This window comes from Mycobacterium sp. M26 (assembly GCF_001494595.1).
Lineage (GTDB): Bacteria > Actinomycetota > Actinomycetes > Mycobacteriales > Mycobacteriaceae > Mycobacterium.
In genome coordinates, this window is record NZ_LN929908.1 from 1,861,330 (window position 1) to 1,886,891 (window position 25,562).

Consider the following 25,562-nt stretch of genomic DNA (forward strand, 5'->3'; position numbering starts at 1 on the left):
AATTGGGTGCTCTACAACCGTGGCACTGGCTGATCCTTATCGCCGTCGTGGTGCTGCTTTTCGGGTCGAAGCGGTTGCCTGATGCTGCGCGTTCGCTGGGTAAGTCGATGCGGATCTTCAAGTCCGAGGTCAAGGAACTGCAGAGCGAGAGCAAGGCGGACACCCCCGTCACGCCCGCGCAGCCTGCCACGCAGGTGCAGTCCGAGCGCGTCGAGGCTCCGGTGACACCGCCGCCTGCGCAAAACCCGACCGACGCCCGACCGGCCTGAACCGACCGCGATCCGGCGCCCCGGCGCTCGTAGTCAGACGCTGCCGTGCGCACCCCTAAGTTCATGTCGCGGCTCGATCCGCGACTCGGCCCATTGTCGCGGCTCGACCCGCGGCAGCGACGGAGCCGCACCAATCCCGACGGGACGATGTCTCTCGTCGACCACATCCGGGAACTGCGGACCCGCCTGCTGATCTCGATGGGTGCCGTCGCCGTCACCACGATCTTCGGCTTCCTCTGGTACAGCCACGGATTCTTCGGGGTGGAGAGTCTGGGTGAGTGGCTGCGCGAGCCGTACTGCTCGCTGCCGCCCTCGGCCCGCGCCGATATCAGTGCCGACGGCGGTTGCCGCCTGCTCGCCACCGCACCGTTCGACCAGTTCATGCTGCGCCTGAAGGTCGGGATGACCGCGGGCATCGTGCTGGCCTGCCCGATCTGGCTGCATCAGCTGTGGTCCTTCATCACCCCCGGGCTGTACAAGAACGAGCGCCGCTTCGCGGCCGCGTTCGTCACGGTGGCCGCGGTGCTGTTCGTCTCCGGCGCCGTGCTGGCCTACATCGTGCTGTCCAAGGCCTTGCACTTCCTGCTGACCGTTGGCAACGACGTCCAGGTCACCGCCCTGTCCGGCGACCGCTACTTCGGCTTCCTGATCAACCTGCTGCTGGTGTTCGGCGTCAGCTTCGAGTTCCCGCTGCTGATCATCATGCTGAACGTGGTCGGCGTGCTGCACTACGAGAAACTCAAGAACTGGCGCCGCGGGCTGATCTTCGGGGTGTTCGTCTTCGCCGCGTTCGCCACACCCGGCTCCGACCCCTTCTCGATGCTGGCGCTGGGTCTGGCGTTGTCACTGCTGATGGAGTTCGCCATCCAGGTCACCCGACTGCATGACCGGCGCAAGGCCAAGCGGGAAGCCGCCGCCCGGGCGGCGATTCCCGACGACCAGGCCGCGCCGCTGGAGCCGCCGGAACCGGTGGCCGCACCCGCGCAGCTCGGGGCCCAGCATGACGACATCACCTGAGGCGCCAGGTGCGGGCCTCACCCAGTTCGCCGAGCTGCTGACCTTCACGCTCGACCCATTCCAGGTCCAGGCCTGTGAGGCCCTCGAGCGCGGGCACGGAGTACTGGTCTGTGCGCCCACCGGCGCCGGCAAGACCGTGGTGGGCGAGTTCGCCGTGCACCTCGCCCTGGCGGCCGGCCGAAAGTGCTTCTACACCACGCCGATCAAGGCGCTGAGCAATCAGAAGCACAACGACCTGGTGCGCCGGTACGGACCCGAACAGATCGGGCTGCTCACCGGAGACCAGTCGGTCAACGGTGACGCGCCGGTGGTGGTGATGACCACCGAGGTGCTGCGCAACATGCTCTACGCCGGATCTGATGCCTTGCAAGGACTTTCGTACGTCGTCATGGACGAGGTGCACTTCCTGGCCGACCGGATGCGCGGTGCGGTGTGGGAGGAGGTCATCCTGCACCTGCCCGAGGACGTCCGGCTGGTCAGCCTGTCGGCCACCGTCAGCAATGCCGAGGAATTCGGCGGCTGGATCCAGACGGTGCGGGGTGACACCACCGTCGTCGTCGACGAGCACCGGCCGGTGCCGCTGTGGCAGCACGTGCTGGTGGGCAAGCGGCTGTTCGACTTGTTCGACTATTCCAACGACAGGGGCGGCGCAGGTAAGCAGCACCTGGTCGATCCCGAACTGCTCCGCCACATCGCGCACCGCCGCGAAGCCGACCGGCTGGCCGACTGGCAGCCGCGCCACCGCGGGCGGGGCCGCCCCGGTGGTGGGCCCGGGTTGCACCGGCCGCCGTCGCGTCCCGACGTCATCGCCGCCCTGGACCGCGAGGGGCTGCTGCCCGCCATCACCTTCATCTTCTCCCGGGCGGGCTGTGATGCCGCCGTCAAACAATGCCTGCGCAGTTCGTTGCGGCTCACCACCGACGAAGACCGGGCCCGGATCGCCGAGGTGATCGACCGCCGCTGCGGCGAGCTCGCCGACGCCGACCTGGCAGTCCTGGATTACTACGAATGGCGCGAAGGCCTGCTGCGCGGTTTGGCCGCCCACCACGCGGGCATGCTGCCGATCTTCCGGCACACCGTGGAGGAATTGTTCACCGCGGGGCTGGTCAAGGCGGTGTTCGCCACCGAAACACTGGCGCTGGGCATCAACATGCCCGCCCGCACCGTGGTGCTGGAGAAGCTGGTGAAGTTCAACGGCGAGCAGCACATGCCGCTGACGCCGGGGGAGTACACCCAGCTGACCGGTCGGGCCGGCCGCCGCGGCATCGACGTCGAGGGACACGCGGTGGTGTTGTGGACCCCGGAGGTCGAGCCGGCCGAGGTCGCCGGACTGGCCTCGACCCGCACCTTTCCGCTGAAGAGTTCGTTCGCGCCGTCCTACAACATGACGATCAACCTGGTGAACCAGATGGGCCGCGAGCAGGCGCACCAGCTGCTGGAGCGATCGTTTGCCCAGTATCAGGCGGACCGCTCGGTGGTCGGGTTGGTTCGCGGGGTGGAGCGCGGGGAGAAGATGCTCGACGAGATCGCCGCCGAACTGGACTGGGACCGGCGGGCCAAGCCGATCCCGGAGCCGGCGGTCCTCGACTATGTGCGGTTGCGGGCCAGGATCAGCGAGCGGGAGCGAGCCCAGTCGCGGGCGTCGCGGCTGCAGCGCCGGCAGGTGGCCAACGATGCGCTCACCTCGTTGCGCCGCGGCGACATCATCAACATCACCCACGGCCGCCGCGGTGGGCTGGCCGTGGTGCTGGAGGCGGCCAACGACGCCGACGACCCTCGCCCGCTGGTGCTCACCGAAGACCGTTGGGCGGGAAGGATTTCCTCGGCGGACTACCCGTCGGCGGCCGCGCCGATCGGGTCGATGTCGCTGCCCAAACGGGTCGAGCACCGCCAGCCCCGGGTGCGCCGCGACCTGGCGTCGGCGCTGCGTTCGGCGGCGGCCGGGCTGGTGGTGCCCGACCCGTTTGGGCCCGGGTGCGCCGCGACCTGGCGTCGGCGCTGCGTTCGGCGGCGGCCGGGCTGGTGGTGCCGTCGGGTCGGCAGCGGCGCGGCGGCGGCGACGATCCCGATATCGACCCGGAACTGATCGCCCTGCGCGACCAGATGCGCCAGCATCCGGCCCACCGCATCGCCGACCGGGAGGCCAAGGTCCGCATCGGCGAGCGCTATCTGCGGGTGGAGCGCGACAACGAGCAGATCCGCAAGAAGGTCAACGCCGCGACGAATTCGCTGGCCCGCACCTTCGACCGGATCACGGGGCTGCTGACGGAGCGCGGGTTCATTGCTGAGGGCCCCGGCGGGCAGGAGCGGGTGACCGCGGACGGTCGGCTGCTGGCCCGGATCTACAGCGAGAGCGATCTGCTGGTCGCCGAATGCCTGCGCAAGGGGGTGTGGAACACCCTGCAGCCGGCCGAGCTGGCGGCAGTGCTGTCGGCCATGGTCTATGAATCGAGGGGCGGGGACGGCCCCACCCAGGCCGTCGATATGCCGACCCCCGCGGTGCGCCGGGCCCTGGTCGAGACCCGCAGGTTGTCCGGTCAGTTGCGGTCCGACGAGAACCGGCACCGGATCAGCCCGACGCGCGAGCCCGACGAAGGCTTCGTCGCCGCGGTGTACCGATGGGCCACCACCGGCAACCTGGCCGCGGCCTTGGATGCCTCGGATATCACCGGCACCGGCACCCCGATGTCGGCGGGCGATTTCGTGCGCTGGTGCCGCCAGGTGCTCGATCTGCTCGACCAGGTTCGTAACGCCGGGCCCGAGGCTGGCTTGCGCAGTGCCGCGAAACGCGCCATCGACGACGTCCGGCGCGGCGTCGTTGCTGTTGATAGCGGGTAGGGTGATGCAAACGCTACGGTGGGAGCGGCGAATCGCTACCAGACCAAGGAGAGACGATGAGCGGACCGCAGGGATCTGACCCCAACCCCTGGCAGGCCCAGCAGCCCGCCCAGGGTGAGGATCAGCCTGCCCCCAGCTCGGAGCAGCCGCAGTCCGCGGCGCCGTCCTGGCAGCCTCCGGCCAGCCCCGAGCCGCAGGCGACCGAGACCCCGGCCTGGCAGCCCACCGGCGGCGAGACCCCGGCCTGGCAGCCGCCGCCGGCGTACAACCAGCAGCAGCAGTACCCGCAGTACGGCCAGCCGCAGCCGGGCTACCCGCAGCAGCCCTACCAGCAGCCCACCGAGTACAACCCGGCCGCCTACGGCCAGCCGGGGCAGTACGCGCAGCCGCAGTACGGTCAGCCGCAATATGGGCAGCCCCAGTACGGTCAGCCGCAGTACGGCCAGTACCCGCAGCAGCCGGGTCAGCCCGGCCAACCGGGACAGCCGGGTCAGCCCGGGCAGTACGCCCCCTACCCCCAGCCCGGTACCGAGGAGGCCGCCAAGAAGTCGACGGCGGCGATCGGCATCATCATCGGTGTCCTCGCGGCCATCGTGCTGGCTGTGGTGCTGGTGCTCGGGTTCTGGAAGCCGGGCTTCTTCGTGACGACCAAGCTGGACATCAACAAGGCCCAGCAGGGTGTTCAGCAGATCCTGACCGACGAGACCAACGGCTACGGCGCCAAGAACGTCAAGGACGTCAAGTGCAACAACGGTCAGAATCCGACTGTGAAGAAGGGTGACACCTTCACCTGTGAGGTCAGCATCGACGGGACCAAGCGGCAGGTGACCGTGACCTTCCAGGACGACAAAGGCACCTACGAGGTCGGCAGGCCCAAGTAAGCCGGGTTAACACTCGGTATGAATTGACGCGCGCGCAGTCCAATTGCGCTGTGCGGCAAGATAAATCCAACTGCATCCAGGCTGAACCCGCCTGGATGCGCACGCGCGGTGCTACCGTCGGGTCATAACGACGGTGAGCGGAGTGCCCTGATGACCAGTGCAGCGGAGCGTGCCGAACAGTTGGCGTTGATCTCGCGGCTCAAGACCACTTTTCCCGAGGTCTCCGAGTGGCCGATGCCCGACGAGGTGGACAGCGACCACTACTGGGCGTACCAGAAGACGGTGCACGACGTCGGCGGTGAACTGCAGGTGCCGCTGCCCTACGAGAACAAAGAAGAAGAGCAGTGGGAGCTGATGACCTACGTGCTCTGCGAGGTTCTCGGCTGGCGGGGCATCTGGGTGTCCGAGGAGCGGCGCCGGATCGGCAATGTCGACGTGGGCCGGGCGATTTATCTGGGTCTGCCGTACTACAGCCGGTGGCTGTGGGCGGTTGGCCGGGTGCTCATCGAGAAGGGCTACATCAGCTGGGGTGAGCTCACCGACCGCCTGGCCGAGGTGCAGGCCCGCTATGCCGGCGGTCTCGACGGACGGCAGCCGGACGCCGAGCCGAAGTTCGAGGGCGACGGCAGCGCGGTCAAACGCAACGGACACCACCGCGAAGCCGTCGGCATCGGGGATCCGCAGATCTACGCGGGGAAGGCCGGCCCGGCCAAGTTCAAGGTCGGCGACCGGGTCCAGGTGCGAGACCTGCCGGCCATGTTCTACACCCGCACCCCGGAGTACTGCCGCGGGGCGCAGGGCGTCATCGCCGAGGTCACCTACGAAAGCCCCGCACCCGAGGACGAGGCGTGGGACCGCGAGGACGCCGCACCGGAGTGGTTCTACATCGTTCGGTTCAGGCAACGCGATCTCTGGGACACCTACACCGGACCCGATACCGACACCTTGCAGACCGAGATTCCCGAACGCTGGCTACAGGCCGTCTGAGAAGGAGTGCACCCGATGTCTGATCACGGGCACGACCACGACCACGACCATGACCATGACCATGACCATGACCGCACCGTCAAGCCGATGGTCGACGAGATCACCGACTTCGAGGTCCTCGAGATCGCACTGCGCGAATTGTGCATCGAGAAGGGGCTTTTCACCGCCGCCGAGCATCGGGTGTTCACCGAGTATGCCGAACAGATCGGGCCCACGCCGGCGGCTCGGCTGGTAGCAAAGGCCTGGCTGGATCCGGACTTCAAGCAGCTCGCGCTGACCGATGCCGTTGCCGCGGCCAAGGAGGTCGGGGTGGACTGGCTGGACCCGACCGGTTTCGGCACCCCGAGCGATTTCGTGGCCTTCAAGATCCTCGAAGACACACCGACAGTGCACAACGTCATCGTCTGCGCGCTGTGCTCGTGCTACCCGCGGCCGATCCTGGGTAACTCCCCGGAGTGGTACCGCACCCCGAACTATCGCCGCCGTCTGGTGCGCTGGCCCCGACAGGTGTTATCCGAGTTCGGCTTACAGCTGCCCGACGATGTCGAGGTCCGGGTGGAGGACTCCAACCAGAAGCACCGCTTCATGGTGATGCCGATGCGTCCGGACGGGACCGACGGCTGGACCGAGGAGCAGCTGGCCGAGATCATTACCCGCGACTGCCTGATCGGCGTCGCGCTGCCTAAGCCGGGCGTCACCACCAACGTCTACACCACCGCCCGCCCGGCTGTGCGGCCGATCGTCGAGTCATGAGCGGCGACGAGTTCGTCGTGCTCGACGAGATCGTGGCGCGCCGGCAGGTCTGGCGGGTGATGGCCGAGAAGTACGGTGTTGAGAATCCGCTGCCGCCGTGGAAGACCAGTCTGGACGGCCTCTGCGATGTGCTCGACAAGTCGTGCAGCACAACTGATCTCGACTTCAAACAGCGCCGGGACGAAGAGGACGAGCTGTCCGCCACCCGGTACGCCGATCTGCCGTATCCGGAGAACCAGTTGGTGGCGCTGGCGCACTCGCTGATGGCGCGCGGCGTCATCGACGAGGCTGAACTACGGCAGCGGCTGGCCGCGGTGCGCGCCCGGCTCGAGGCGCACTAACGCCGAATCAGCGCGCGGCGCCGACGAACGGGATCGACGCCGGCGGCGCCTGCGTGGTGCGCCCGTCGAACAGGCCGCGCTCACGCAGGATCGGCACCACGCCCTCGCCGAACCAGAACAGCTCCTCCAGGTGCGGGTACCCGGAGAAGATGAACTCGTCGATACCGGCCTGGGCGTACTCGGTGATCCGGTCGGCCACCTCGGTGTGGCTGCCCACCAACGCCGTTCCGGCCCCGCCGCGCACCAGGCCGACGCCGGCCCACAGATTCGGGGCGATCTCCAGACTGCGTGCGTCATGCCAGGAGCCGTCGGCCCGGTTCGCCTCGTGCAGGGCCAGCATTCGGCGCTGCCCCTCGGACTGGCTGCGCGCCAGGCCGGCCTGCGCCGAGCGCACGGTGTCCTCGTCGAGAGCGGCGACCAGCTTGTCGGCCTGGGTCCACGCTTCATCGGAGTCGTCCCGGGAGATCGTGTGCAGACGGATGCCGAAGCGCACCGTCCGGCCCTCGTCGGCGGCCAGCCTGCGGATCCACTCGATCTTCTCGCGCACCGCGGCCGGCGGCTCACCCCAGGTCAGATAAACATCGGCGTGCCGTGCCGCGATCGGGCCCGCCGCCGCAGAGCTACCTCCGAAGTACAACGGCGGCAACGGGTTCGGCAGCGTAGCCAGGCTGGCCTCCTCGACGCTGACGTACTGGCCGTCGGTGGTGACGGTCTCACCGCGCCACAGCCTGGTGACGATGTCGAGGAACTCGTCGGCGCGGGCGTAACGGGCGTCCTTGTCCAGGTGGTCGCCGAAGGCCCGCTGCTCGTGGGCCTCGCCACCGACCACCACATTGAGCAGAATGCGCCCGGGGGCATGACGGGCGAAGGTAGCCGCCATCTGCGCCGACAACGTCGGGCTCACCAGGCCGGGCCGGAACGCCACCAGGAACGCCAGGGAGGTGGTCTCCCGGGCCAGCAGGGCTGCGGTGATGAACGCGTCCTCGCACCACGCCCCGGTCGGGATCAACGCTCCGGTGAAGCCGAAGGTCTCGGCCGCGCGCACGATCGAGGCCAGGTAGTCGATGGAGGCGTCGCGGTCACTGTGCGCGGCACCCGCCGGTGTGCCGTGGCCGCCGCCGACGATCAGCCGGCTGTCGCCGTAGGTGGGCAGAAACCAGTGCAGCGCGATCGACATAGCTATCGACCCTAGACAATCAGCGGGCCGGCCCGTACCGCTCGGACATCGGCCGCCGCCCGCCATCTGCGGCCATGGTTTTCGTCGTCGTGATTCCTAGCCGTCGCTAACCGGGCAGCGCGTCCAGGGCCTTCTGCAGCCGCGCGATCGACGAGCCCACCCCGTAGGCCTTGGCCAGCTCAGCCACCCGCTGCGGATCGGCCGCCGTGAGCGGCAGCGTGTCATCGGGTGTGGAGAGTTCGACCGGAGCGTCGCGGGCCACCGCCACCACCGGTCCGGCCGCCGAGATGTAGTCGGTGGCACCCAGGATCTTGGTCCGGAAGGCTTTGGGCAGCTTCGACTTCGGATCGTGGGCCGCCGCCAGGATGTTCTCCAGCGACTCGTACTGGGACAGCATGGTGGCCGCGGTCTTCTCACCGACGCCCGGCACGCCGGGCAGCCCGTCGGACGGATCACCGCGCAGCAGCGCCAGTTCCGCGTAGGCAGGCCCGGCGCGATGGGCCGGCACCCCGTACTTCTCGGCCACCTCGGCGGGACCGAACAGCACCGCATTGGACAGGCCGCGGCCCAGATACAGCACCCGCACCGTCACCGGGTCGTCGGCCACCAGCTGCAGCAGATCACGGTCACCGCTGACCACCACCGCAGGACCGTGCCGCTCGGCGGCGGCGAGAGTGCCCAGCACGTCGTCGGCCTCGAAGCCGGGCGCTCCGGCGGTGGCGATACCGAACGCCTCGAGCAGTTCCATGATCATGTCGACCTGTGGCGTCAGCTCGTCGGGCACCTCTTCGAGATCCGGCTCCCCGGAGTAGGTCTCTTCCGCGACGCGGTGGGCCTTGTAGGACGGGATCGCGTCCACCCGGAACTGTGGGCGCCAATCCAGGTCCAGGCACACCGCCAGCCGGGTGGGGCGCTCCCGGGTGACCAGGGTGGCGATGCTGTCGAGGAAGCCGCGCACCGCGTTGACCGGCCGCCCGTCGGGTGCGGTGATCGACGAGGGAACGCCGAAGAACGAGCGGAACCACATGCTGGCCCCGTCGAGAAGTAACACCGGACCGGACATCAGTTCTGGATCCTGATCACGGTGTGATCGTATGCCCGCGGCTAATGTTGCTGGCATGAGCGCCAGCCGTTTTCCCTCCGAGGTGTACGCCCGCAGGCTCGAGGCCGCCGCCGCGGCGGCATCCCGGGCCGGGCTCGCCGGACTGGTCGTCACGCCCGGCTATGACCTGCGCTACCTGCTCGGCTCCCGCGCCCAGACCTTCGAGCGGCTGACTGCGCTGGTGATCCCCGCCGCCGGCGCGCCGATCGTGGTGCTGCCGCGCCTGGAGCTGGCCTCGCTCAAGGAGTCCGCCGCGACCGATCTCGGCCTGGCGGTGCAGGACTGGGTGGACGGCGAGAACCCCTACGACCTGGTGGCCGACGCCCTCGGCGGGCAGGCCCGCGCCGCGGTCACCGACGCGATGCCCGCGCTGCATCTGCTGCCGCTGGCGCAGCGCCTGGGCACCGTGCCGGTGCTGGCCACCGACGTCCTGCGTGAGCTGCGGATGCACAAGGATCCGGCGGAGATCGAGGCGTTGCGCACCGCCGGGGCGGCGATCGATCGGGTGCACGCCAGGGTGCCGGAGTTCCTCAAGCCCGGCCGCACCGAGGCTCAGGTCGCCGCTGACATCGCCGAAGCCATTGTGGCCGAAGGACATTCGGAAGTGGCCTTCATCATCGTCGGCTCCGGGCCCAACGGTGCCGACCCGCACCACGAGTGCTCCGAGCGGGTGCTGCAGGACGGTGACATTGTCGTCGTCGACATCGGCGGACCGGTGGAGCCCGGGTATAACTCGGACTGCACCCGCACCTACAGCCTCGGCGAGCCGAGTGCGGAGATCGCCGAACAGTACGCCCTGCTGCAGCAGGCACAGGCCGCCGGCGTCGCTGCCGTGCGCCCGGGGGTCACCGCCGAGGAGGTGGACGCCGCCGCCCGCGACGTGCTGGCACAGGCGGGGCTGGCCGACTACTTCGTGCACCGCACCGGGCACGGGATCGGGCTGTCGGTGCACGAGGAGCCCTACATCGTCGCGGGCAACGACCTGACGCTGGCCGAGGGCATGGCGTTCTCCGTCGAGCCGGGGATCTACTTTCCGGGCCGCTGGGGTGCCCGCATCGAGGACATCGTCATCGTCACCGCCGACGGTGCGCTGGCCGTCAACAGCCAGCCGCACGACCTGGTCGTGGTGGGCTGATCGCCGCTCAATCCTTGGCGCGGTCCAGCAGGCTCGAGGAGCCCAGCACCCGGGTGACGTGCACCTCGATCACGACGCGGCGCGGGTTCACCCGCGGGGTCCGGTAGCGCTGGGCGTACCGCAGCTCGGCTTCCCGGACCGCCGCCGGGTCGCGGTTCACGCTGGCCTGGCCCTCCAGCGACAGCCAGCGGGCACCGTCGACCTGGGACAGCACACCCACGCCGGACCGCTCGGCATTGATCGCCTTCTGGGAACCGTCGCTGGTGATCACCCGGGCGATGTGCGTGATGGGGTCGAAGGTGAATCCGACGGCCACGACGTGCGGCGAGTTGTCCGCGCGCAGCGTGGTCAGCATCGCGAGGTGGCGCTCGGTGAGAAATGCCAGCGCATCGCTGGTCAGTCGCGTGGTTGAGTTCGCCATCAGGCTCCACGCTAGCGCAGTGAATAATCGACACCCGTGAGTGACACGGGGGCCGGTCCGGTGGTGATCTTCGGCGGCCGCAGCGAGATCGGACTCGAGCTTGCCGTCCGCTTGGCGCCGGGGGCGACGGTGGTGCTGGCGGCCCGGGGTGCCGACCGGCTGGAAGCCGAGGTGACCGCGGTCCGGGCGGCGGGAGCGGCTGCTGTACACACCGTCGAGTTCGACGCCGACGACCTGGCTTCCCACGGCCCGCTGGTCTCGACGCTGGTGGCCGAGCACGGCCCGCTGGGCACCGCGGTCCTGGCGTTCGGCATTCTGGGCGATCAGAGCCGCGCCGAGGCGGACGCGGGGCACGCGGTCGCGATCGTGCACACCGACTATGTGGCACAGATCAGCCTGCTGACCCACCTGGCCGCGGCCATGCGAGCCGCAGGCCGTGGCGCGCTCGTGGTGTTCTCCTCGGTGGCCGGGGTGCGGGTGCGCCGCGCCAACTATGTGTACGGCTCGGCCAAGGCCGGTCTGGACGGTTTCGCCTCCGGGCTTGCCGACGCGCTGCACGGCAGCGGGGTGCGGCTGCTGATCGTGCGACCCGGCTTCGTGATCGGCCGGATGACCGAGGGGATGGATCCGGCGCCGCTGTCCAGTACACCCGCCCAGGTGGCCGAGGCTACCGCGCGCGCACTGGCCGCAGGCCGCCGCACGGTGTGGGTACCGTGGGCGTTGCGCCCGATGTTCTTCGGGATGAAACTGCTGCCGCAAGCGGTGTGGCGGAGGATGCCCCGATGATCGTGGTGGTGGGGATCGGAGCCGACGGGATGGCCGGTCTGACGCCGGCGTCGGCTGCCGAATTGCGCAGCGCCACCGTCATCTACGGCTCGCAGCGTCAACTGGATCTGCTGGACGACACCGTCACCGCCCTGCGGCACTGCTGGCCTTCGCCGCTGTTGCCTGCGCTGGACGGCCTGCTCGACGAGAACCCGGGCACAGACGTGCATGTGGTCGCCAGTGGCGACCCACTGATGCACGGCATCGGCACCGCCCTGATCCGCCGGCACGGCGCCGACCGGGTCCGGGTGCTGCCGCACGTGTCGTCGGTGACCCTGGCCTGCGCCCGGATGGGCTGGCCGGCGCAGAGCACCGAGGTCATCAGCCTGGTCACCGCGCCGGTGCATACCGCGGTCCGGCGCGGCGGTCAGGCGCTGGTGCTGTCCCGGGACGCCTCGGTACCCGCCGAACTCGCTCGGCTTTTGACTGAAACCGGCCGTGGTGCATCCGAATTCACCGTTCTGGAGCAGCTAGGTGGCCCGGGTGAGCGGATCCGCAGCGCAGCCGCCGACGCCTGGGCGGCGGCGCCGCCAGGTGACGTCGACGATCTCAACGTCATCGCGGTGCGTTACCTGCCCGACGAGCGCATCGCCCAGGTGCTGCCCGACGACGTGCTGGCACACGACGGTCAGCTCACCAAACAGACCATCCGGGCTGTCACGCTGGCCGTGCTGGCACCGCGCCCGGGTGAACTCCTGTGGGACGTCGGCGCCGGATCTGGCAGTATCGCGGTGGAGTGGTGCCGCAGCGCACCGGGATGCCGGGCGGTGACCTTCGAAAGCCACCAGGAGCGGCGCGACCGGATCGCGGTCAACGCCACCGCCTTCGGTGCCGAGATCGAGATCCGCGGCGCCGCACCGGAGAGTCTCGATGGCGCTCCGCAACCCGATGCCGTGTTCGTCGGTGGCGGGCTGACCAGCCCCGGCCTGCTCGCCGCATGCCTGGACCGGCTGCGGCCGGGTGGCCGACTCGTCGCCAACGCCGTCACCGCCGAGTCCGAAGCGCTTCTGGTGGAATGGTATTCGCGTCTTGGCGGCGAGCTGCGGCGCTTCCAGCACTACCGCGGCGAGCCCCTCGGCGGGTTCACCGGGTGGCGGCCCGCGATGCCGATCACCCAGTGGGCGGTGACGACCCTGTGACGGTCTACTTCATCGGCGCCGGTCCGGGTGCGGCCGATCTCATCACGGTGCGCGGTCAGCGTCTGCTGCAACGCTGCCCGGTCTGCCTCTACGCCGGGTCGATCATGCCCGACGACTTGCTGGCGCTGTGCCCGGCCGATGCCACGGTCGTCGATACCGGGCCGCTGACGCTCGACCAGATCGTCGACGAGATCGCCGCCGCCGACGCCGCCGGCCAGGACGTCGCCCGCCTGCACTCCGGTGACCCGTCGCTCTACAGCGCCGTCGCCGAGCAGTGCCGTCGCCTCGACATTCTCGGGATCGGCTACGAGATCGTCCCGGGCGTCCCGGCCTATGCCGCCGCCGCCGCGGCCCTGGGCCGCGAACTCACCGTGCCCGGCGTCGCACAGACTGTCACCCTCACCCGGGTGGCCACCCTGTCCACCGCCATGCCTGATGGTGAAGACCTCGGCACCCTGGCCCGCTCGGGCGGGACCCTGGTGATCCATCTCGCGGCCCACCGCATCCAGGCGATCGTCCCGGAGCTGCTGGGCAGCGGCTACCGGCCAGACACCCCGGTTGCCGTTGTCGCCTTCGCCAGCTGGCCGCAGGAGGTGGTACTGCGCGGAACGCTGGTCGATATCGCCGGGCAGATGCAGGAAGCGGGGATCACCAAGACCGCGGTGATCATCGTCGGCGATGTGCTTGCCGCCGAAGGGTTCACCGACAGCTACCTGTACTCCTCGGGGCGGACCCGGGGCAGCAGTCACTGATGCGGGTCCTGCTGCTCGGCGGAACGGGGGAGGCCAGGGCGCTGGCCGCCCGCCTGCACCCGGATATCGACGTCATCAGCTCACTGGCCGGCCGGGTACCCGACCCGGCGCTGCCCGTCGGTCCGGTGCGGATCGGCGGGTTCGGCGGTGTCGACGGCCTGGTGGCTTGGTTGCGCGACAACGATATCCGCGCGGTCGTCGACGCCACCCATCCGTTCGCGGCCACCATGACCGCGCATGCGGCGCAGGCCTGCGGCGAGCTGGCGTTGCCGCATCTGGTGCTGGCCCGGCCCGCCTGGGATCCCGGCACCGCGATCATGGTCGGCTCTGATGTGGAGGCGGCAGAAGTCGTTCATCAGCAAGGCTTTACGCGCGTCTTCCTGACCAACGGCCGATCCGGGGTGAAGCCATTCGCCGGCAGCGACGCCTGGTTCCTGATCCGCGTCGTCACCGCCCCCGATGCCGATGTGCTGCCCACGCATCATGAGGTGCTGCTGTCGCGCGGGCCGTACGGCTACGACGACGAGTACACCCTGCTGCGGGACAACGCCATTGACGCGCTGGTCACGAAGAACAGCGGGGGAGACCTGACCAAGGCCAAGCTCGCGGCCGCCGCGGACCTGGGCGTGACGGTGGTGATGATCGACCGCCCGCCGCTGCCCGCCGGGGTGACGACGGTCAGCACCGTCGACGACGCCGCGGCGTGGGTGGCGGGGCTGCACCCCTCGCCGACTGGCCACTTATGACACGGTTTTGCCCGAAAAGCGTGCGCTAACTGGCCACTCGGCGGGAATCAGGTCGGGTAGCGGCGCGGCGTGAACACCGTGTCGCCCGTCGCGGCGGTGTACCACTGGGTCTGCGATGACCCGATGATGAGCAGGCAGCGCATATCGACGTCGGCCTGATCCAGGTCGGCCAGGCGCACCACTTTCACCGTCTCCTGCGGCCCGGCCACATCACGGCCGATGACGACGGGGGTGCCGGGGTCGCGGTGCTCCAGCAGCAGATCCCGCATGGCGGCGACCTGCCAGGTGCGGCTCTTGGAGGCCGGGTTGTAGATCGCCAGCACCATATCGGCGGCAGCCGCGGCGGACAGCCGCGCGGAAATGACCTCCCACGGCTTGAGCCGGTCGGACAACGAGATCACCGCGTAGTCATGGCCCAGCGGTGCGCCGACCCGGCTGGCCACCGCCTGGGCGGCCGTCATCGCAGGGATCACCCGCACCGCGACATCGGGCCACTGCTTGGCTTCCTCGAGCACCGCGGTCGCCATGGCGAACACGCCCGGATCGCCGGAGGACACCACCGCCACCGCCCGGCCCTGCTCGGCGAGCTCACAGGCCAGCCGGGCGCGGGCCGGTTCGTCGGTGTTATCGCTCGGATGACGGATCTGGCCGCTGCGCAACGGAATCCGATCCAGGTATGGCCCGTAGCCGATGAGATCCGTTGCGGTGTCCAGCTCCCGGCGGCTCTGCCGGGTCATCCAGTCGACGTCACCCGGGCCCAGCCCGACCACGACGACGCTGCCCGCGGTCGGTGCCACCCGACGCCCACCCGGCACGATGGCGATGGAGAAATACGGCACGGTGGCCACGTCGACCTCACCGGCAGGCAGCACCCGCTGCGCATCGGTGCTCGCCCGCTCCACGTAGAAGGCCTCGTCGAGCCGGCCGGCCATCGACAGTGCCTCGCGCACTTGGGGATACGTCCGACCGAGCTTCATCACCACGGCAGCGTCGGCGTCTGCCAGCCGGCGGGCCAGCTCGCGCACCGGCATGGTGCCGGGCAACACCGACAGCACCTCCTCGCCGGTCACCAGCGGAGTAGCGATCGCTGCCGAGGCGGCACTGACCGACGTCACGCCGGGGATGATCACCGCGTTGAAGCGCTCGGTGAGCCGGGTGTGCATGTGCATGTAAGAGCTGTAAAACAGCGGATCACCCTCGGCCAGCAGAGCGACATCGCGCCCGGCATCCAGGTGGGCGGCGATCCGTTCGGCGGCCTCGCGGTAGAAGTCCTCCATCGCACCGGCGTAGCCGCCGGGGTGGTCAGTGGCCTCGGTGGTCACCGGGTACACCAGGTGCTCCTCGAGCTGACCCGGCCGCAGATACGGCTCGGCGATCCGCCGCGCGATGCTACGGCCATGGCGCGCACTGTGATACGCCACCACGTCGGCTGCACCGATGATGCGGGCGGCCTTGACCGTCACCAGTTCAGGATCGCCCGGGCCCAGCCCCACGCCGTAGAGGGTGCCGCTCATTCGCGTTCACTCGCAATCGCGTTCACCGCTGCGGCCGCCATCGCACTGCCGCCGCGACGGCCACGCACCACCAGGTACTCCATCCCGCGTGGCCGCTCGATGAGCTCGTCCTTGGACTGGGCGGAGCCGACGAACCCGACCGGCCCGCCGAGCACCGATACCGGGGCGGGCACACCCTCATCGATCAACTCCAGCAGCCGGAACAACGCGGTCGGCGCGTTCCCGATGGCCAGCACCGCGCCGTCGAGCCGATCGGCCCACAGCTCCACCCCGGCCGCCGATCGCGTCGTCTCCCGTCGCGTCGCCAGTTCGGGGGCACGCGGGTCGGCGACCAGCGAGACCACCTCGTTGCGCGCCGGCAGCCGGGCGGCGGTGATCCCTGCCGCCACCATCGACGAGTCGCACAGGATGGGCGCTCCGGCAGCCAGCGCAGCATGCGTGGCGGCGACGACGCCGGGGGTGAAGGCGACGTGCTCGGTGAGGTCGACCTGGCCGCAGGTGTGGATCAACCGGACCACCACGCGCGCGACATCCTCGGGAAACGGGGCGAGGTCGGCCTCGGCGCGGATGGTCGCGAACGACTGCCGATAGATCTCGGCTGCGTCGCGGGTGTAGTCGAGCACCTGCCCACCCTACGACCTAGCGCTCGACGGCTCGGAACCCCTCACCATCGGCGATCATCACCACTCCCGACAGTGGACTGCCACAGGCTCTTTCGCAGCCCACATAGTGCACATGGCCGTGCACAGTCTGATCAGTGACCGCCCGGGTGGCCTCCGCGCGGACGTCGGCCAGCGACTTCTCACAGCCGGGACTGCCGACGCAGGCGCTGACATCCAGCCACCGCGAGGTCTCATCGAATACCAAACCCATCGGGGCGAGCACCCGCAGCGAGGTGTCGGCCACCGGCTCGTCGAGATCGCACACCAGAACCGAACGCCACGGCGTGATCACCACCGGTGCCTCGATCGCGGCCAGGAAGTGCGCCTGCCGGGCGGTCAGTACCCCCAGCGGCACACCGGCCCCCAGCGCCACCCGGCCGTCGTCCTGGACGATCCAGCCGACCGGCGGGCGCACCGTCGGGGGATAGCACGCGCCAGGCGGCTCGGTCACCGGGTAACCCGCCCCCCAGCGGCACACCGGCCCCCAGCGCCACCCGGCCGTCGTCCTGGACGATCCAGCCGACCGGCGGGCGCACCGTCGGGGGATAGCACGCGCCAGGCGGCTCGGTCACCGGGTAACCCGCCAGCAGCGAGGTGGCATCGGCCAATTCGGCCACCCGCCAAGTCTTTCCGCGCACGGCGACGAATCGTCGCGCAATCTCCAGCAGGGTGTTCACCACCTCGTCGGCACCCAGCCGTACGCCGGTATCTGAGCCGGCTAGCAGCAGTGCCACCTGCTCGCCCAGCACATGTGCCCCCACGTCGGCTCGCAGCCCGGAGACGTCGCCGGAGCCGTCGTCGACGCTGAACAGGAAGCGACCGGGTAGCCGGGCCAGGTCCGGATCGGCCTGGATGCCGCGGTCGAGTTCGGTCACCCACGGCCGCACATCGGCCAGGCCACCGACCCGTCCGGACAGCGGCGAGGCCACGATATTGCGCACCCGCTCGTGGCTCGGCGAAGGAAGCAGCCCGGCGGTGGCCGCCGCGTCGGCGACCGCCTCGGTGTCGCTGACACCACGCAGTTGCAGATTGCCGCGCGCGGTCAGTTCGATCGTGCCGTTGCCGTACTGGTCTGCCGCCTCGGCCAGCGCCGACAACTGCGCAGCGGAGATCATGCCGCCGGGGATCCGCAGCCGGGCCAGCGCGCCGTCGGCGGCCTGGTGCACCTGTAGTGCGCCCGGGCACGCGTCGTCGTCACGCGTCCTGATCATCCATCCACCGTACGAGACCTGACATCACCGCGAGCGTGCGTGTCGGTACGCCGACACGCCGCGGCAGCGGGCGTTTGGCGCACGCTCACGGGCGAGGGAGCGGGTGCCTGCTCAGGCCCGGGGCAGCTGGTAGCCGTTGAGCCACTGCAGCGCCGGCCCGGCGGCCGCACGCGCAGCGACCACCCCGTCGACCTCCTCCTGCTGCAGCGCGAACACCCGGGGATCACCGAACCCGCGGTCGATCCGGTCCCGCACGAACGCCAGCTCGATGACCTGGTGGGCGAACTTCTTGACCCCGCTGGCCGCGGGTTTTCCGCCGAACTGCCGCGCTGCGGCCACCACCTGCTTGCGGGTCTTGATCGAGCCCAGCCATGCCGTCTCGGCGGGGGTCACCAGTCCCGCCGCCACCATGCCGGGCAGCTTCTGGGCGACGATCACCTGCTCGCGCTTGCGGCTCTTGACGGCCAGCACGATGGCCAGGGCGAACACCGGCATCATCCACACCACGTACAGACCGAAGTAGGCACCCGGACTCACCAGCGCCGAGCCGTTCCACAACGCGTGCATGATCACCGCCCCGGCGAACCCGAGCGCGATGTAGCCCACCTTGGCCGCCGTATTGCGTTGCTGCAGAGCGAAATACACGCCGATACCGGTGAACGTGGTGAACAGCGGATGGGCGAACGGCGCCATGATCAGCCGCATCGCCGCGGTCACCAGCGAGCTGGCCAGCGATTCGCCGTTGGCGATGTAGAAGATGTCCTCGAGCCAGGCGAATCCCACCGCGGTCACGCCGGCGTACACCAGGCAGTCGGTCAGCGAGTTCAGCTCGTGGCGGCGCACCCCGGTCATCATCAACAGCAGGAACGCCCCCTTGGCGGCCTCCTCGATAACCGGCGCGGCGACGGCCACCGTGAAGAAGCTGGTCTCGTCCTGGCCGGCGTTCACCGCGGACTCGACGAGCAGTTCCAGGATCACCGACACCACGATCGCCACCGACGCGCCCCACAGGAACGCGAAGACCAGCAGTCGCGGCGGTTCGGGCTCCCAGCGGTCCAGCCACAGGTAACACAGCAGCACCAGGACCATGGCCAGGGTCGACAGGACGAACCCGATGGTCGTGCCGACCGGGTTCACCGCGGTCAGCAGGATCAAGATCAGGCCCGCGACGGTGCCGCAGGCGATGATCGCGGCCAGGGGCGCTCCGACCTTGCGGATCGGGCGCGGCAGCGGTGGCAACGTGGCGTAGGACACGAGTGGAGACTAGTCGGCGGGAAGAGCCTCGCGGACCCGAGTTTGTCCAGCGTGTGCCCAGTCGAGTAGGCTCGGACAGTACCTGTGTGCGCTCGCTCTGAATAGGCAGCGTGCGGGTACACCCAAAGAAACTGTCCCTACGATCGACCCTGTCCGGAGCAACCCAACAATATGCCAAGTCCCACCGTCACCTCGCCGCAAGTAGCCGTCAACGACATCGGCTCGGCTGAGGACTTCCTCGCCGCCATCGACAAAACCATCAAATACTTCAACGATGGCGACATCGTCGACGGGACGATCGTCAAGGTCGACCGGGACGAGGTTCTGCTCGACATCGGTTACAAGACCGAAGGCGTCATCCCGTCCCGTGAGCTCTCCATCAAGCACGACGTCGACCCCAATGAGGTTGTGTCCGTCGGCGACAAGGTGGAAGCCCTGGTCCTCACCAAGGAGGACAAGGAAGGCCGCCTGATCCTGTCCAAGAAGCGCGCCCAGTACGAGCGCGCCTGGGGCACCATCGAGGAGCTCAAGGAGAAGGACGAGGCCGTCAAGGGCACCGTCATCGAGGTCGTCAAGGGCGGCCTGATCCTCGACATCGGCCTGCGCGGCTTCCTGCCCGCCTCCCTCGTCGAGATGCGCCGTGTCCGCGATCTGCAGCCCTACATCGGCAAGGAGATCGAGGCCAAGATCATCGAGCTCGACAAGAACCGCAACAACGTGGTTCTGAGCCGTCGTGCCTGGCTGGAGCAGACGCAGTCCGAGGTCCGCAGCGAGTTCCTCAACCAGCTGCAGAAGGGCGCCATCCGCAAGGGTGTCGTGTCCTCGATCGTCAACTTCGGCGCGTTCGTCGACCTCGGTGGGGTCGACGGCCTGGTGCACGTCTCCGAGCTGTCCTGGAAGCACATCGATCACCCGTCCGAGGTGGTTCAGGTGGGCGACGAGGTCACCGTCGAGGTGCTCGACGTCGACATGGACCGCGAGCGCGTCTCGCTGTCGCTGAAGGCCACCCAGGAAGACCCGTGGCGTCACTTCGCCCGCACCCACGCGATCGGTCAGATCGTGCCGGGCAAGGTCACCAAGCTGGTGCCGTTCGGTGCGTTCGTCCGCGTCGAGGAGGGCATCGAGGGTCTGGTCCACATCTCCGAGCTGGCCGAGCGCCACGTCGAGGTGCCGGATCAGGTCGTCCAGGTGGGCGACGACGCCATGGTCAAGGTCATCGACATCGACCTGGAGCGTCGCCGCATCTCGCTGAGCCTCAAGCAGGCCAACGAGGACTACACCGAGGAGTTCGACCCCTCGAAGTACGGCATGGCCGACAGCTACGACGAGCAGGGCAACTACATCTTCCCCGAGGGCTTCGACGCCGACACCAACGAGTGGCTCGAAGGCTTCGACAAGCAGCGCACCGAATGGGAGGCCCGGTACGCCGAGGCCGAGCAGCGGCACAAGATGCACACCGCGCAGATGGAGAAGTTCGCCAAGGCCGAGGCCGAGGCCGCCGAGCGGCCCGCGGGCAACGGCTCGTCGTCCTCCTCCTCGAGCTCGGGCGAGTCGGCCGGCGGTTCGCTGGCCAGCGACGCCCAGCTCGCGGCCCTGCGGGAGAAGCTGGCGGGCAACGCCTAGCTCTCACCTGTCGAGATTGGAATCGCGCAGGAAGTCTTCGGGCTTCCTGCGCGGTTTCGTTTGAGGAGCCTAGGAGGAGTCGAAGATGCTTCGGATCGGACTCAGCGGCGGGATCGGCGCCGGCAAGTCCACGGTGTCCGCGACGTTCTCGGAGTGCGGCGGCATCGTCGTCGACGGTGACGTCATCTCCCGCGAGGTCGTTGAGCCGGGCACCGAGGGGTTGTCCAAGCTCGTCGACGCGTTCGGGGTGCAGATCCTGCGGCCGGACGGCGCCCTGGATCGGCCCGCCCTGGCCGCGATCGCCTTCAGTGACGAGGACAAGCGGCAGACCCTGAACGGGATCGTGCACCCGCTGGTGGCCCACCGTCGCTCGGAGCTCATCGCCGCCGCCGGTGAGGATGCGGTGATCGTCGAGGACATTCCGCTGCTGGTGGAGTCCCAGATGGCGCCGATGTTCCCGCTGGTGGTGATCGTCAACGCCGATCCCGAGGTGCGGGTGGCGCGACTGATCGAGTACCGCGGGTTCACCGAGGCCGACGCCCGGGCCCGCATCGCCGCCCAGGCGACCGAGGAGCAAAGACGCCAGGTTGCCGACGTCTGGCTGGACAATGCCGGCAGCTCGGGTGAACTCGTCGAGAAGGCCCGCGACCTCTGGTACCAGCGCATCCTGCCGTTCGCGCACAACCTCACCACCGCGACCCCGGTGCACGGCAAGCCGGACCTGGTCGCGGCCGACCCGACCTGGGCCGACCAGGCCCGCCGCATCGTGGCCCGGCTGAACACCACCTGCGGGCATCGCGCCGTGCGGATCGACCACATCGGCTCCACCGCCGTCCCGGGCATGGACGCCAAGGACGTCATCGACGTCCAGGTGACGGTGGCCTCGCTCGAAGTGGCCGACGAACTCGCCGCGGACCTGCTGCGCGCCGGGTACCCCCGGGTCGGGGCGATCACCGCCGATGTACCCAAGGCCGACGCCCGCAGCACAGTCGGACAGTTCGACCACACCAACGAAAACTTGCTGTGGCACAAGCGATTCCACGCCTCAGGAGATCCGGGACGCCCGACGAATGTGCACATCCGGGTGGACGGCTGGCCCGGCCAGCAGTTCGCTTTGTTGTTCGTCGACTGGCTGACCGCCAACCCCGGTGTGCAGTCGGACTATCTGGCGGTCAAGCGCGCCGCGGCCCGCCACGACGATGTGGCGCGCTACGCCGAGGCCAAGGAGCCGTGGTTCCTCGACGCGTACCGGCGCGCGTGGGAGTGGGCCGACACCACCGGTTGGCGCCCCTGAGTGCTCAGGCGGCCGGGGCCGGCGCGTCGGCCGGCGCCGCCTCCGAGGGGCTGGGAGTGTTCAGCGGCGCACCGCACTGCAGCGTGCCGTACAGCGGGTCGTCCTTGACCCGGAAGAGACGCGGGGCGATGAACTGATCAGCCTGGGCCACGGTCTGGTCGTCCACGAGAATCTCGCAGTGCAGGTTGGACCCGTAGGGCCACTGGATCGAGATCTCCATGCCGGCCTGCTTCGGGTCTTTCATGACCGTGTTTACCTCGAACGTGAAGCCGGGCAGCAGCGTCGGCTGGTCACTGTTGACGTTGTTGTCGTCGATCTTGTAGGCCACCACGGCGCCGCGGGAGGTGCCGTCGGCACGGGCCCGGTAGGTCACGTTGTGCAGCACCTCGCCGGTGGGCGCCGGTGCGTCGGTCGGTGCGGGCGGTTCCGGGTCGGCCTGAGCCGGAGCCAGGCTTAACTGAGACCCCGCGACCATCACCGCGCCCAGGGCTGCGGCCAGCCATCTGTGCTTGGTGGGGCTCATGTGTAGCGAGACTACTCGTTACGCCCCGGGCTGCTGAAACGTTGCCGGTCAGCGCCAGCTCAGGGTGATACCCGCGGCGGCAAGCCAGGCGTTCAGGTCGTGGCCGAACCGGGCCAGCCCGGCGATCGTCGCCGTGGCCTTCTGGACGGCGGAGTCGGCGACCGCGGTGCTGACCAGGCCGTCGCGGTGCGCGTCGAGCAGTTCGTCGACGTCGACGAGGTCGGCGCTGACCCCGGTGCGGACCACGATGTCGAGGTAGTGGTCCTCGGTCTGCCAGACGGCGTCGCCGACGGTGATCTCACCGATGTCCAGGTAGTAGTCCTGCGGCTGTTCGTGGCCGGGATTGAAGTGGAAGACGTTGGCCCGCAGACCCAGCGAGGGCAGCAGCCAGGACTCCAGGTAATGGAATTGGGCCCGGCCGGGTGTCGGGCGGGCCATGTAGAGCCCCCACGGCTGCACCACGAACTCGTCGACCGCACGCACGATGCCCTTGTTATCGGTGTTCGTCCGTGCCGCCAGATCGAAGGTCTCGCGTTTGGGGGGATGGACGTGACCGCTCACCGGCGACGCAGCCAGCGCAGGTCGAGAGTGCGGGGACCCTGCCCGGCCGGGCGGGTGATCAGGCGCAGCACGAATCCGCCGACCAGGGTGACACCGAACGCGGTCAGCAGGATGTCGGCGGCGTCGAGCCAGTCGCACTGGTAGTTGGTGCCGAGCCGATCGTTGGCGCAGCTGCGGCCCATCGCCTCGGCCACCCGGAACGGGCCCGGCCACACCAGGGCGACCAGACAGCCCAGCGCGACGATGAGCAGCACTAATCCCAGGATGCGCAGGCTGATCCGCAATGGTTCGGGCACGGCGATAGCGTACGGAATCCAGCGGGAATGAATGTGTCGGTGGGGGCGCTTAACCTGGACACATGGCCTTCGCAACCGAACATCCCGTCCTCGCGCATTCGGAGTACCGCGCGGTTGAGGACGTCGTGCGTACCGGGGCCCGGTTCGAGGTGGTCAGCGAGTACTTGCCGGCCGGGGACCAGCCCGCCGCGATCGAGGACCTGGAACGCCGGATCAGGTCGGGGGAGCGCGACGTGGTGCTCCTGGGCGCCACCGGCACCGGCAAGTCGGCCACCACCGCCTGGCTCATCGAGCGTCTGCAGCGGCCCACCCTGGTGATGGCACCCAATAAGACGCTGGCCGCGCAGTTGGCCAACGAGCTGCGAGAGATGTTGCCGCACAACGCTGTCGAATACTTCGTCAGCTATTACGACTACTACCAGCCCGAGGCGTACATCGCCCAGACCGACACCTACATCGAGAAGGACAGCTCGATCAACGACGATGTCGAGCGGCTGCGGCACTCGGCCACCTCGAGCCTGCTGTCGCGGCGCGATGTCGTGGTGGTGGCCTCGGTGTCGTGCATCTACGGCCTGGGCACCCCGCAGTCCTACCTGGATCGCTCGGTGGAACTGCAGGTCGGCTCGGAGGTGCCGCGCGACGGCCTGCTGCGGCTGCTGGTCGACGTGCAGTACACCCGCAACGACATGTCGTTCACCCGCGGATCCTTCCGGGTGCGGGGCGACACGGTGGAGATCATCCCGTCCTACGAGGAACTCGCCGTGCGCATCGAGTACTTCGGCGACGAGATCGAAGCGCTGTACTACCTGCACCCGCTGACCGGTGATGTGGTCCGCAAGGTCGACTCGCTGCGGATTTTCCCGGCCACCCACTACGTCGCGGGGCCGGAGCGGATGGCCCAGGCCATCTCGACCATCGAAGAGGAATTGGCGCAGCGGCTGGCCGAGTTGGAGAACCAGGGCAAGCTGCTGGAGGCCCAGCGGCTGCGGATGCGCACCAACTACGACATCGAGATGATGCGCCAGGTCGGCTTCTGCTCGGGGATTGAGAACTACTCACGGCACATCGACGGCCGTCCCGCCGGATCGGCGCCCGCCACGCTGCTCGACTACTTCCCGGACGACTTCCTGCTGGTCATCGACGAATCGCACGTGACCGTCCCGCAGATCGGCGGCATGTACGAGGGCGACATGTCCCGCAAGCGCAACCTGGTGGAGTACGGCTTCCGGCTGCCGTCGGCGGTGGACAACCGCCCCCTGACCTGGGAGGAGTTCGCCGATCGGATCGGCCAGACGGTGTACCTGTCGGCCACCCCGGGTCCCTACGAGCTGGCCCAGACCGGTGGCGAGTTCGTGGAACAGGTGATCCGCCCGACCGGCCTGCTCGATCCGAAGGTGGTGGTCAAGCCCACCAAGGGTCAGATCGACGACCTGATCGGCGAGATCCGGGCCCGCACCGAACGCGACGAGCGGGTGCTGGTCACCACGTTGACCAAGAAGATGGCCGAGGACCTCACCGACTACCTGCTCGAGATGGGCATCCGGGTCCGGTACCTGCACTCCGAGGTGGACACGCTGCGCCGAGTGGAGTTGCTGCGCCAGCTGCGGCTGGGGGAGTACGACGTGCTGGTCGGCATCAACCTGCTGCGTGAGGGTCTCGACCTGCCTGAGGTGTCGCTGGTGTCCATCCTCGACGCCGACAAGGAAGGGTTCCTGCGCTCCACCCGAAGCCTCATCCAGACCATCGGCCGCGCGGCGCGCAACGTGTCCGGTGAGGTGCACATGTACGCCGACAAACTCACGGACTCGATGAAAGAGGCGATCGACGAGACCGAGCGCCGCCGCGCCAAACAGATCGCCTACAACACCGAGAACGGCATCGACCCGCAGCCGCTGCGCAAGAAGATCGCCGACATCCTCGACCAGGTGTACCGCGAAGCAGACGACACCGAGTCGGTGGAGATCGGCGGATCGGGCCGCAACTCGTCGCGCGGACGGCGCGCACAAGGCGAGCCCGGCCGGGCGGTCAGTGCGGGCATCGTCGAGGGCCGCGACACTTCGACGATGCCGCGCGCCGAACTGGCGGATCTGATCAAGGACCTCACCGCGCAGATGATGGCGGCGGCCCGGGATCTGCAGTTCGAACTGGCGGCCCGGATCCGCGACGAGATCGCCGACCTGAAGAAGGAACTGCGTGGAATGGACGCCGCCGGCCTGAAATAGGCCGCCGCGCTTGAGCTCA

At 69.0% G+C, this 25,562-nt stretch carries 26 protein-coding genes and 1 pseudogene; 16 read left to right on the plus strand and 11 right to left on the minus strand.

What is annotated here, in order from left to right; all coding sequences use genetic code 11:
- The first annotated feature begins 2 nt into the window (after window positions 1–2).
- The 8 genes and pseudogenes from tatA to BN3385_RS18205 all read left to right on the plus strand — a co-directional run bounded on the left by tatA (window position 3) and on the right by BN3385_RS18205 (window position 7,086).
- Window positions 3–269, plus strand: a complete 267-nt coding sequence (tatA, locus tag BN3385_RS18175) for a Sec-independent protein translocase subunit TatA (RefSeq protein ID WP_059022120.1) — start codon at window positions 3–5, stop codon at window positions 267–269.
- 63 nt (window positions 270–332) lie between these two features.
- Window positions 333–1,286 carry a twin-arginine translocase subunit TatC gene (gene tatC / locus BN3385_RS18180; protein WP_059018722.1) on the plus strand — a complete coding sequence of 318 codons (954 nt, stop codon included), beginning with the start codon at window positions 333–335 and terminating at the stop codon, window positions 1,284–1,286.
- Window positions 1,270–3,244: pseudogene (locus BN3385_RS18185) on the plus strand (DEAD/DEAH box helicase); the annotation flags it as partial. The gene tatC and the pseudogene BN3385_RS18185, both read left to right, overlap by 17 nt.
- A 16-nt stretch (window positions 3,245–3,260) precedes the next feature.
- Window positions 3,261–4,124 (plus strand): hypothetical protein, encoded by an 864-nt coding sequence (locus BN3385_RS29460; protein WP_502688077.1) that lies wholly within the window; start codon window positions 3,261–3,263, stop codon window positions 4,122–4,124.
- Between the two features lie 56 nt (window positions 4,125–4,180).
- Complete coding sequence (locus BN3385_RS18190) at window positions 4,181–5,005, plus strand: DUF4333 domain-containing protein (RefSeq protein WP_059018724.1); 825 nt, start codon at window positions 4,181–4,183, stop codon at window positions 5,003–5,005.
- A gap of 150 nt (window positions 5,006–5,155) precedes the next feature.
- The gene (locus tag BN3385_RS18195) at window positions 5,156–5,992 is read left to right on the plus strand and encodes an SH3-like domain-containing protein (RefSeq protein ID WP_059018726.1); all 837 of its coding nucleotides are present in this window, start codon (window positions 5,156–5,158) and stop codon (window positions 5,990–5,992) included.
- A gap of 15 nt (window positions 5,993–6,007) precedes the next feature.
- Complete coding sequence (gene scnC / locus BN3385_RS18200; protein ID WP_059018728.1) at window positions 6,008–6,745, plus strand: thiocyanate hydrolase subunit gamma; 738 nt, start codon at window positions 6,008–6,010, stop codon at window positions 6,743–6,745.
- On the plus strand, window positions 6,742–7,086 hold the full coding sequence (locus BN3385_RS18205; protein ID WP_059018730.1) for a hypothetical protein: 345 nt from the start codon (window positions 6,742–6,744) through the stop codon (window positions 7,084–7,086). The genes scnC and BN3385_RS18205 overlap by 4 nt, the downstream gene beginning before the upstream one ends.
- Before the next feature lie 7 nt (window positions 7,087–7,093).
- Here BN3385_RS18205 and BN3385_RS18210 read toward each other — a convergent pair whose 3' ends face one another.
- The gene (locus BN3385_RS18210; RefSeq protein ID WP_059018732.1) at window positions 7,094–8,263 is read right to left on the minus strand and encodes an LLM class flavin-dependent oxidoreductase; all 1,170 of its coding nucleotides are present in this window, start codon (window positions 8,261–8,263) and stop codon (window positions 7,094–7,096) included.
- Window positions 8,264–8,369: 106 nt separating this feature from the next.
- On the minus strand, window positions 8,370–9,326 hold the full coding sequence (locus BN3385_RS18215; protein ID WP_059018734.1) for a 5'-3' exonuclease: 957 nt from the start codon (window positions 9,324–9,326) through the stop codon (window positions 8,370–8,372).
- Between the two features lie 55 nt (window positions 9,327–9,381).
- Between BN3385_RS18215 and BN3385_RS18220 the strand changes: the two genes are divergently transcribed.
- Window positions 9,382–10,500, plus strand: a complete 1,119-nt coding sequence (locus tag BN3385_RS18220) for a M24 family metallopeptidase (protein WP_059018736.1) — start codon at window positions 9,382–9,384, stop codon at window positions 10,498–10,500.
- A gap of 7 nt (window positions 10,501–10,507) precedes the next feature.
- Here BN3385_RS18220 and BN3385_RS18225 read toward each other — a convergent pair whose 3' ends face one another.
- Window positions 10,508–10,921 (minus strand): F420-dependent biliverdin reductase, encoded by a 414-nt coding sequence (locus tag BN3385_RS18225; RefSeq protein ID WP_059018738.1) that lies wholly within the window; start codon window positions 10,919–10,921, stop codon window positions 10,508–10,510.
- A gap of 36 nt (window positions 10,922–10,957) precedes the next feature.
- Here BN3385_RS18225 and dprE2 point away from each other — a divergent pair, with 36 nt between their 5' ends.
- The 4 genes from dprE2 to BN3385_RS18245 are packed head-to-tail and all read left to right on the plus strand — an operon-like array spanning window position 10,958 to window position 14,383.
- Complete coding sequence (gene dprE2 / locus BN3385_RS18230; protein ID WP_059018740.1) at window positions 10,958–11,707, plus strand: decaprenylphospho-beta-D-erythro-pentofuranosid-2-ulose 2-reductase; 750 nt, start codon at window positions 10,958–10,960, stop codon at window positions 11,705–11,707.
- Window positions 11,704–12,885 (plus strand): precorrin-6y C5,15-methyltransferase (decarboxylating) subunit CbiE, encoded by a 1,182-nt coding sequence (gene cbiE, locus BN3385_RS18235; RefSeq protein WP_197415236.1) that lies wholly within the window; start codon window positions 11,704–11,706, stop codon window positions 12,883–12,885. Before dprE2 ends, cbiE begins: the two co-directional genes overlap by 4 nt.
- Window positions 12,882–13,637, plus strand: coding sequence for a precorrin-4 C(11)-methyltransferase (gene cobM, locus BN3385_RS18240; protein ID WP_059018742.1), 756 nt, complete (start codon window positions 12,882–12,884; stop codon window positions 13,635–13,637). Before cbiE ends, cobM begins: the two co-directional genes overlap by 4 nt.
- Window positions 13,637–14,383 (plus strand): cobalt-precorrin-6A reductase, encoded by a 747-nt coding sequence (locus BN3385_RS18245; RefSeq protein WP_059018744.1) that lies wholly within the window; start codon window positions 13,637–13,639, stop codon window positions 14,381–14,383. The genes cobM and BN3385_RS18245 overlap by 1 nt, the downstream gene beginning before the upstream one ends.
- Window positions 14,384–14,430: 47 nt before the next feature.
- Here BN3385_RS18245 and BN3385_RS18250 read toward each other — a convergent pair whose 3' ends face one another.
- The 5 genes from BN3385_RS18250 to BN3385_RS18270 all read right to left on the minus strand — a co-directional run bounded on the left by BN3385_RS18250 (window position 14,431) and on the right by BN3385_RS18270 (window position 19,024).
- The gene (locus tag BN3385_RS18250) at window positions 14,431–15,897 is read right to left on the minus strand and encodes a precorrin-2 C(20)-methyltransferase (protein ID WP_059018746.1); all 1,467 of its coding nucleotides are present in this window, start codon (window positions 15,895–15,897) and stop codon (window positions 14,431–14,433) included.
- On the minus strand, window positions 15,894–16,520 hold the full coding sequence (locus tag BN3385_RS18255; RefSeq protein WP_059018748.1) for a precorrin-8X methylmutase: 627 nt from the start codon (window positions 16,518–16,520) through the stop codon (window positions 15,894–15,896). Before BN3385_RS18255 ends, BN3385_RS18250 begins: the two co-directional genes overlap by 4 nt.
- 16 nt (window positions 16,521–16,536) lie before the next feature.
- Window positions 16,537–16,770 carry a hypothetical protein gene (locus tag BN3385_RS28690; protein WP_231748759.1) on the minus strand — a complete coding sequence of 78 codons (234 nt, stop codon included), beginning with the start codon at window positions 16,768–16,770 and terminating at the stop codon, window positions 16,537–16,539.
- Complete coding sequence (locus tag BN3385_RS18265) at window positions 16,751–17,770, minus strand: ferredoxin-like domain-containing protein (RefSeq protein WP_082690537.1); 1,020 nt, start codon at window positions 17,768–17,770, stop codon at window positions 16,751–16,753. Before BN3385_RS18265 ends, BN3385_RS28690 begins: the two co-directional genes overlap by 20 nt.
- A 111-nt stretch (window positions 17,771–17,881) precedes the next feature.
- Entirely contained in the window at window positions 17,882–19,024 is a 1,143-nt protein-coding gene (locus BN3385_RS18270) for a PrsW family intramembrane metalloprotease (protein WP_059018750.1), read from the minus strand.
- A gap of 171 nt (window positions 19,025–19,195) precedes the next feature.
- On the opposite strand from BN3385_RS18270, the gene rpsA reads away from it, so the two are divergent.
- Window positions 19,196–20,647 carry a 30S ribosomal protein S1 gene (gene rpsA, locus BN3385_RS18275; RefSeq protein WP_059018751.1) on the plus strand — a complete coding sequence of 484 codons (1,452 nt, stop codon included), beginning with the start codon at window positions 19,196–19,198 and terminating at the stop codon, window positions 20,645–20,647.
- Between the two features lie 85 nt (window positions 20,648–20,732).
- The gene (gene coaE, locus BN3385_RS18280; protein WP_059018753.1) at window positions 20,733–21,941 is read left to right on the plus strand and encodes a dephospho-CoA kinase; all 1,209 of its coding nucleotides are present in this window, start codon (window positions 20,733–20,735) and stop codon (window positions 21,939–21,941) included.
- 4 nt (window positions 21,942–21,945) lie between these two features.
- Here coaE and BN3385_RS18285 read toward each other — a convergent pair whose 3' ends face one another.
- From BN3385_RS18285 to BN3385_RS18295, 3 genes are read right to left on the minus strand one after another with little or no spacing between them, the layout of a single operon-like run.
- Window positions 21,946–22,464, minus strand: coding sequence for a hypothetical protein (locus BN3385_RS18285; protein ID WP_059018755.1), 519 nt, complete (start codon window positions 22,462–22,464; stop codon window positions 21,946–21,948).
- Window positions 22,465–22,512: 48 nt separating this feature from the next.
- Complete coding sequence (locus BN3385_RS18290) at window positions 22,513–23,025, minus strand: ribonuclease FAU-1 family protein (RefSeq protein ID WP_082690538.1); 513 nt, start codon at window positions 23,023–23,025, stop codon at window positions 22,513–22,515.
- Complete coding sequence (locus BN3385_RS18295) at window positions 23,022–23,321, minus strand: hypothetical protein (protein WP_059018757.1); 300 nt, start codon at window positions 23,319–23,321, stop codon at window positions 23,022–23,024. Before BN3385_RS18295 ends, BN3385_RS18290 begins: the two co-directional genes overlap by 4 nt.
- Before the next feature lie 62 nt (window positions 23,322–23,383).
- On the opposite strand from BN3385_RS18295, the gene uvrB reads away from it, so the two are divergent.
- Window positions 23,384–25,543 (plus strand): excinuclease ABC subunit UvrB, encoded by a 2,160-nt coding sequence (gene uvrB, locus BN3385_RS18300; protein ID WP_059018759.1) that lies wholly within the window; start codon window positions 23,384–23,386, stop codon window positions 25,541–25,543.
- Window positions 25,544–25,562: the final 19 nt, after the last annotated feature.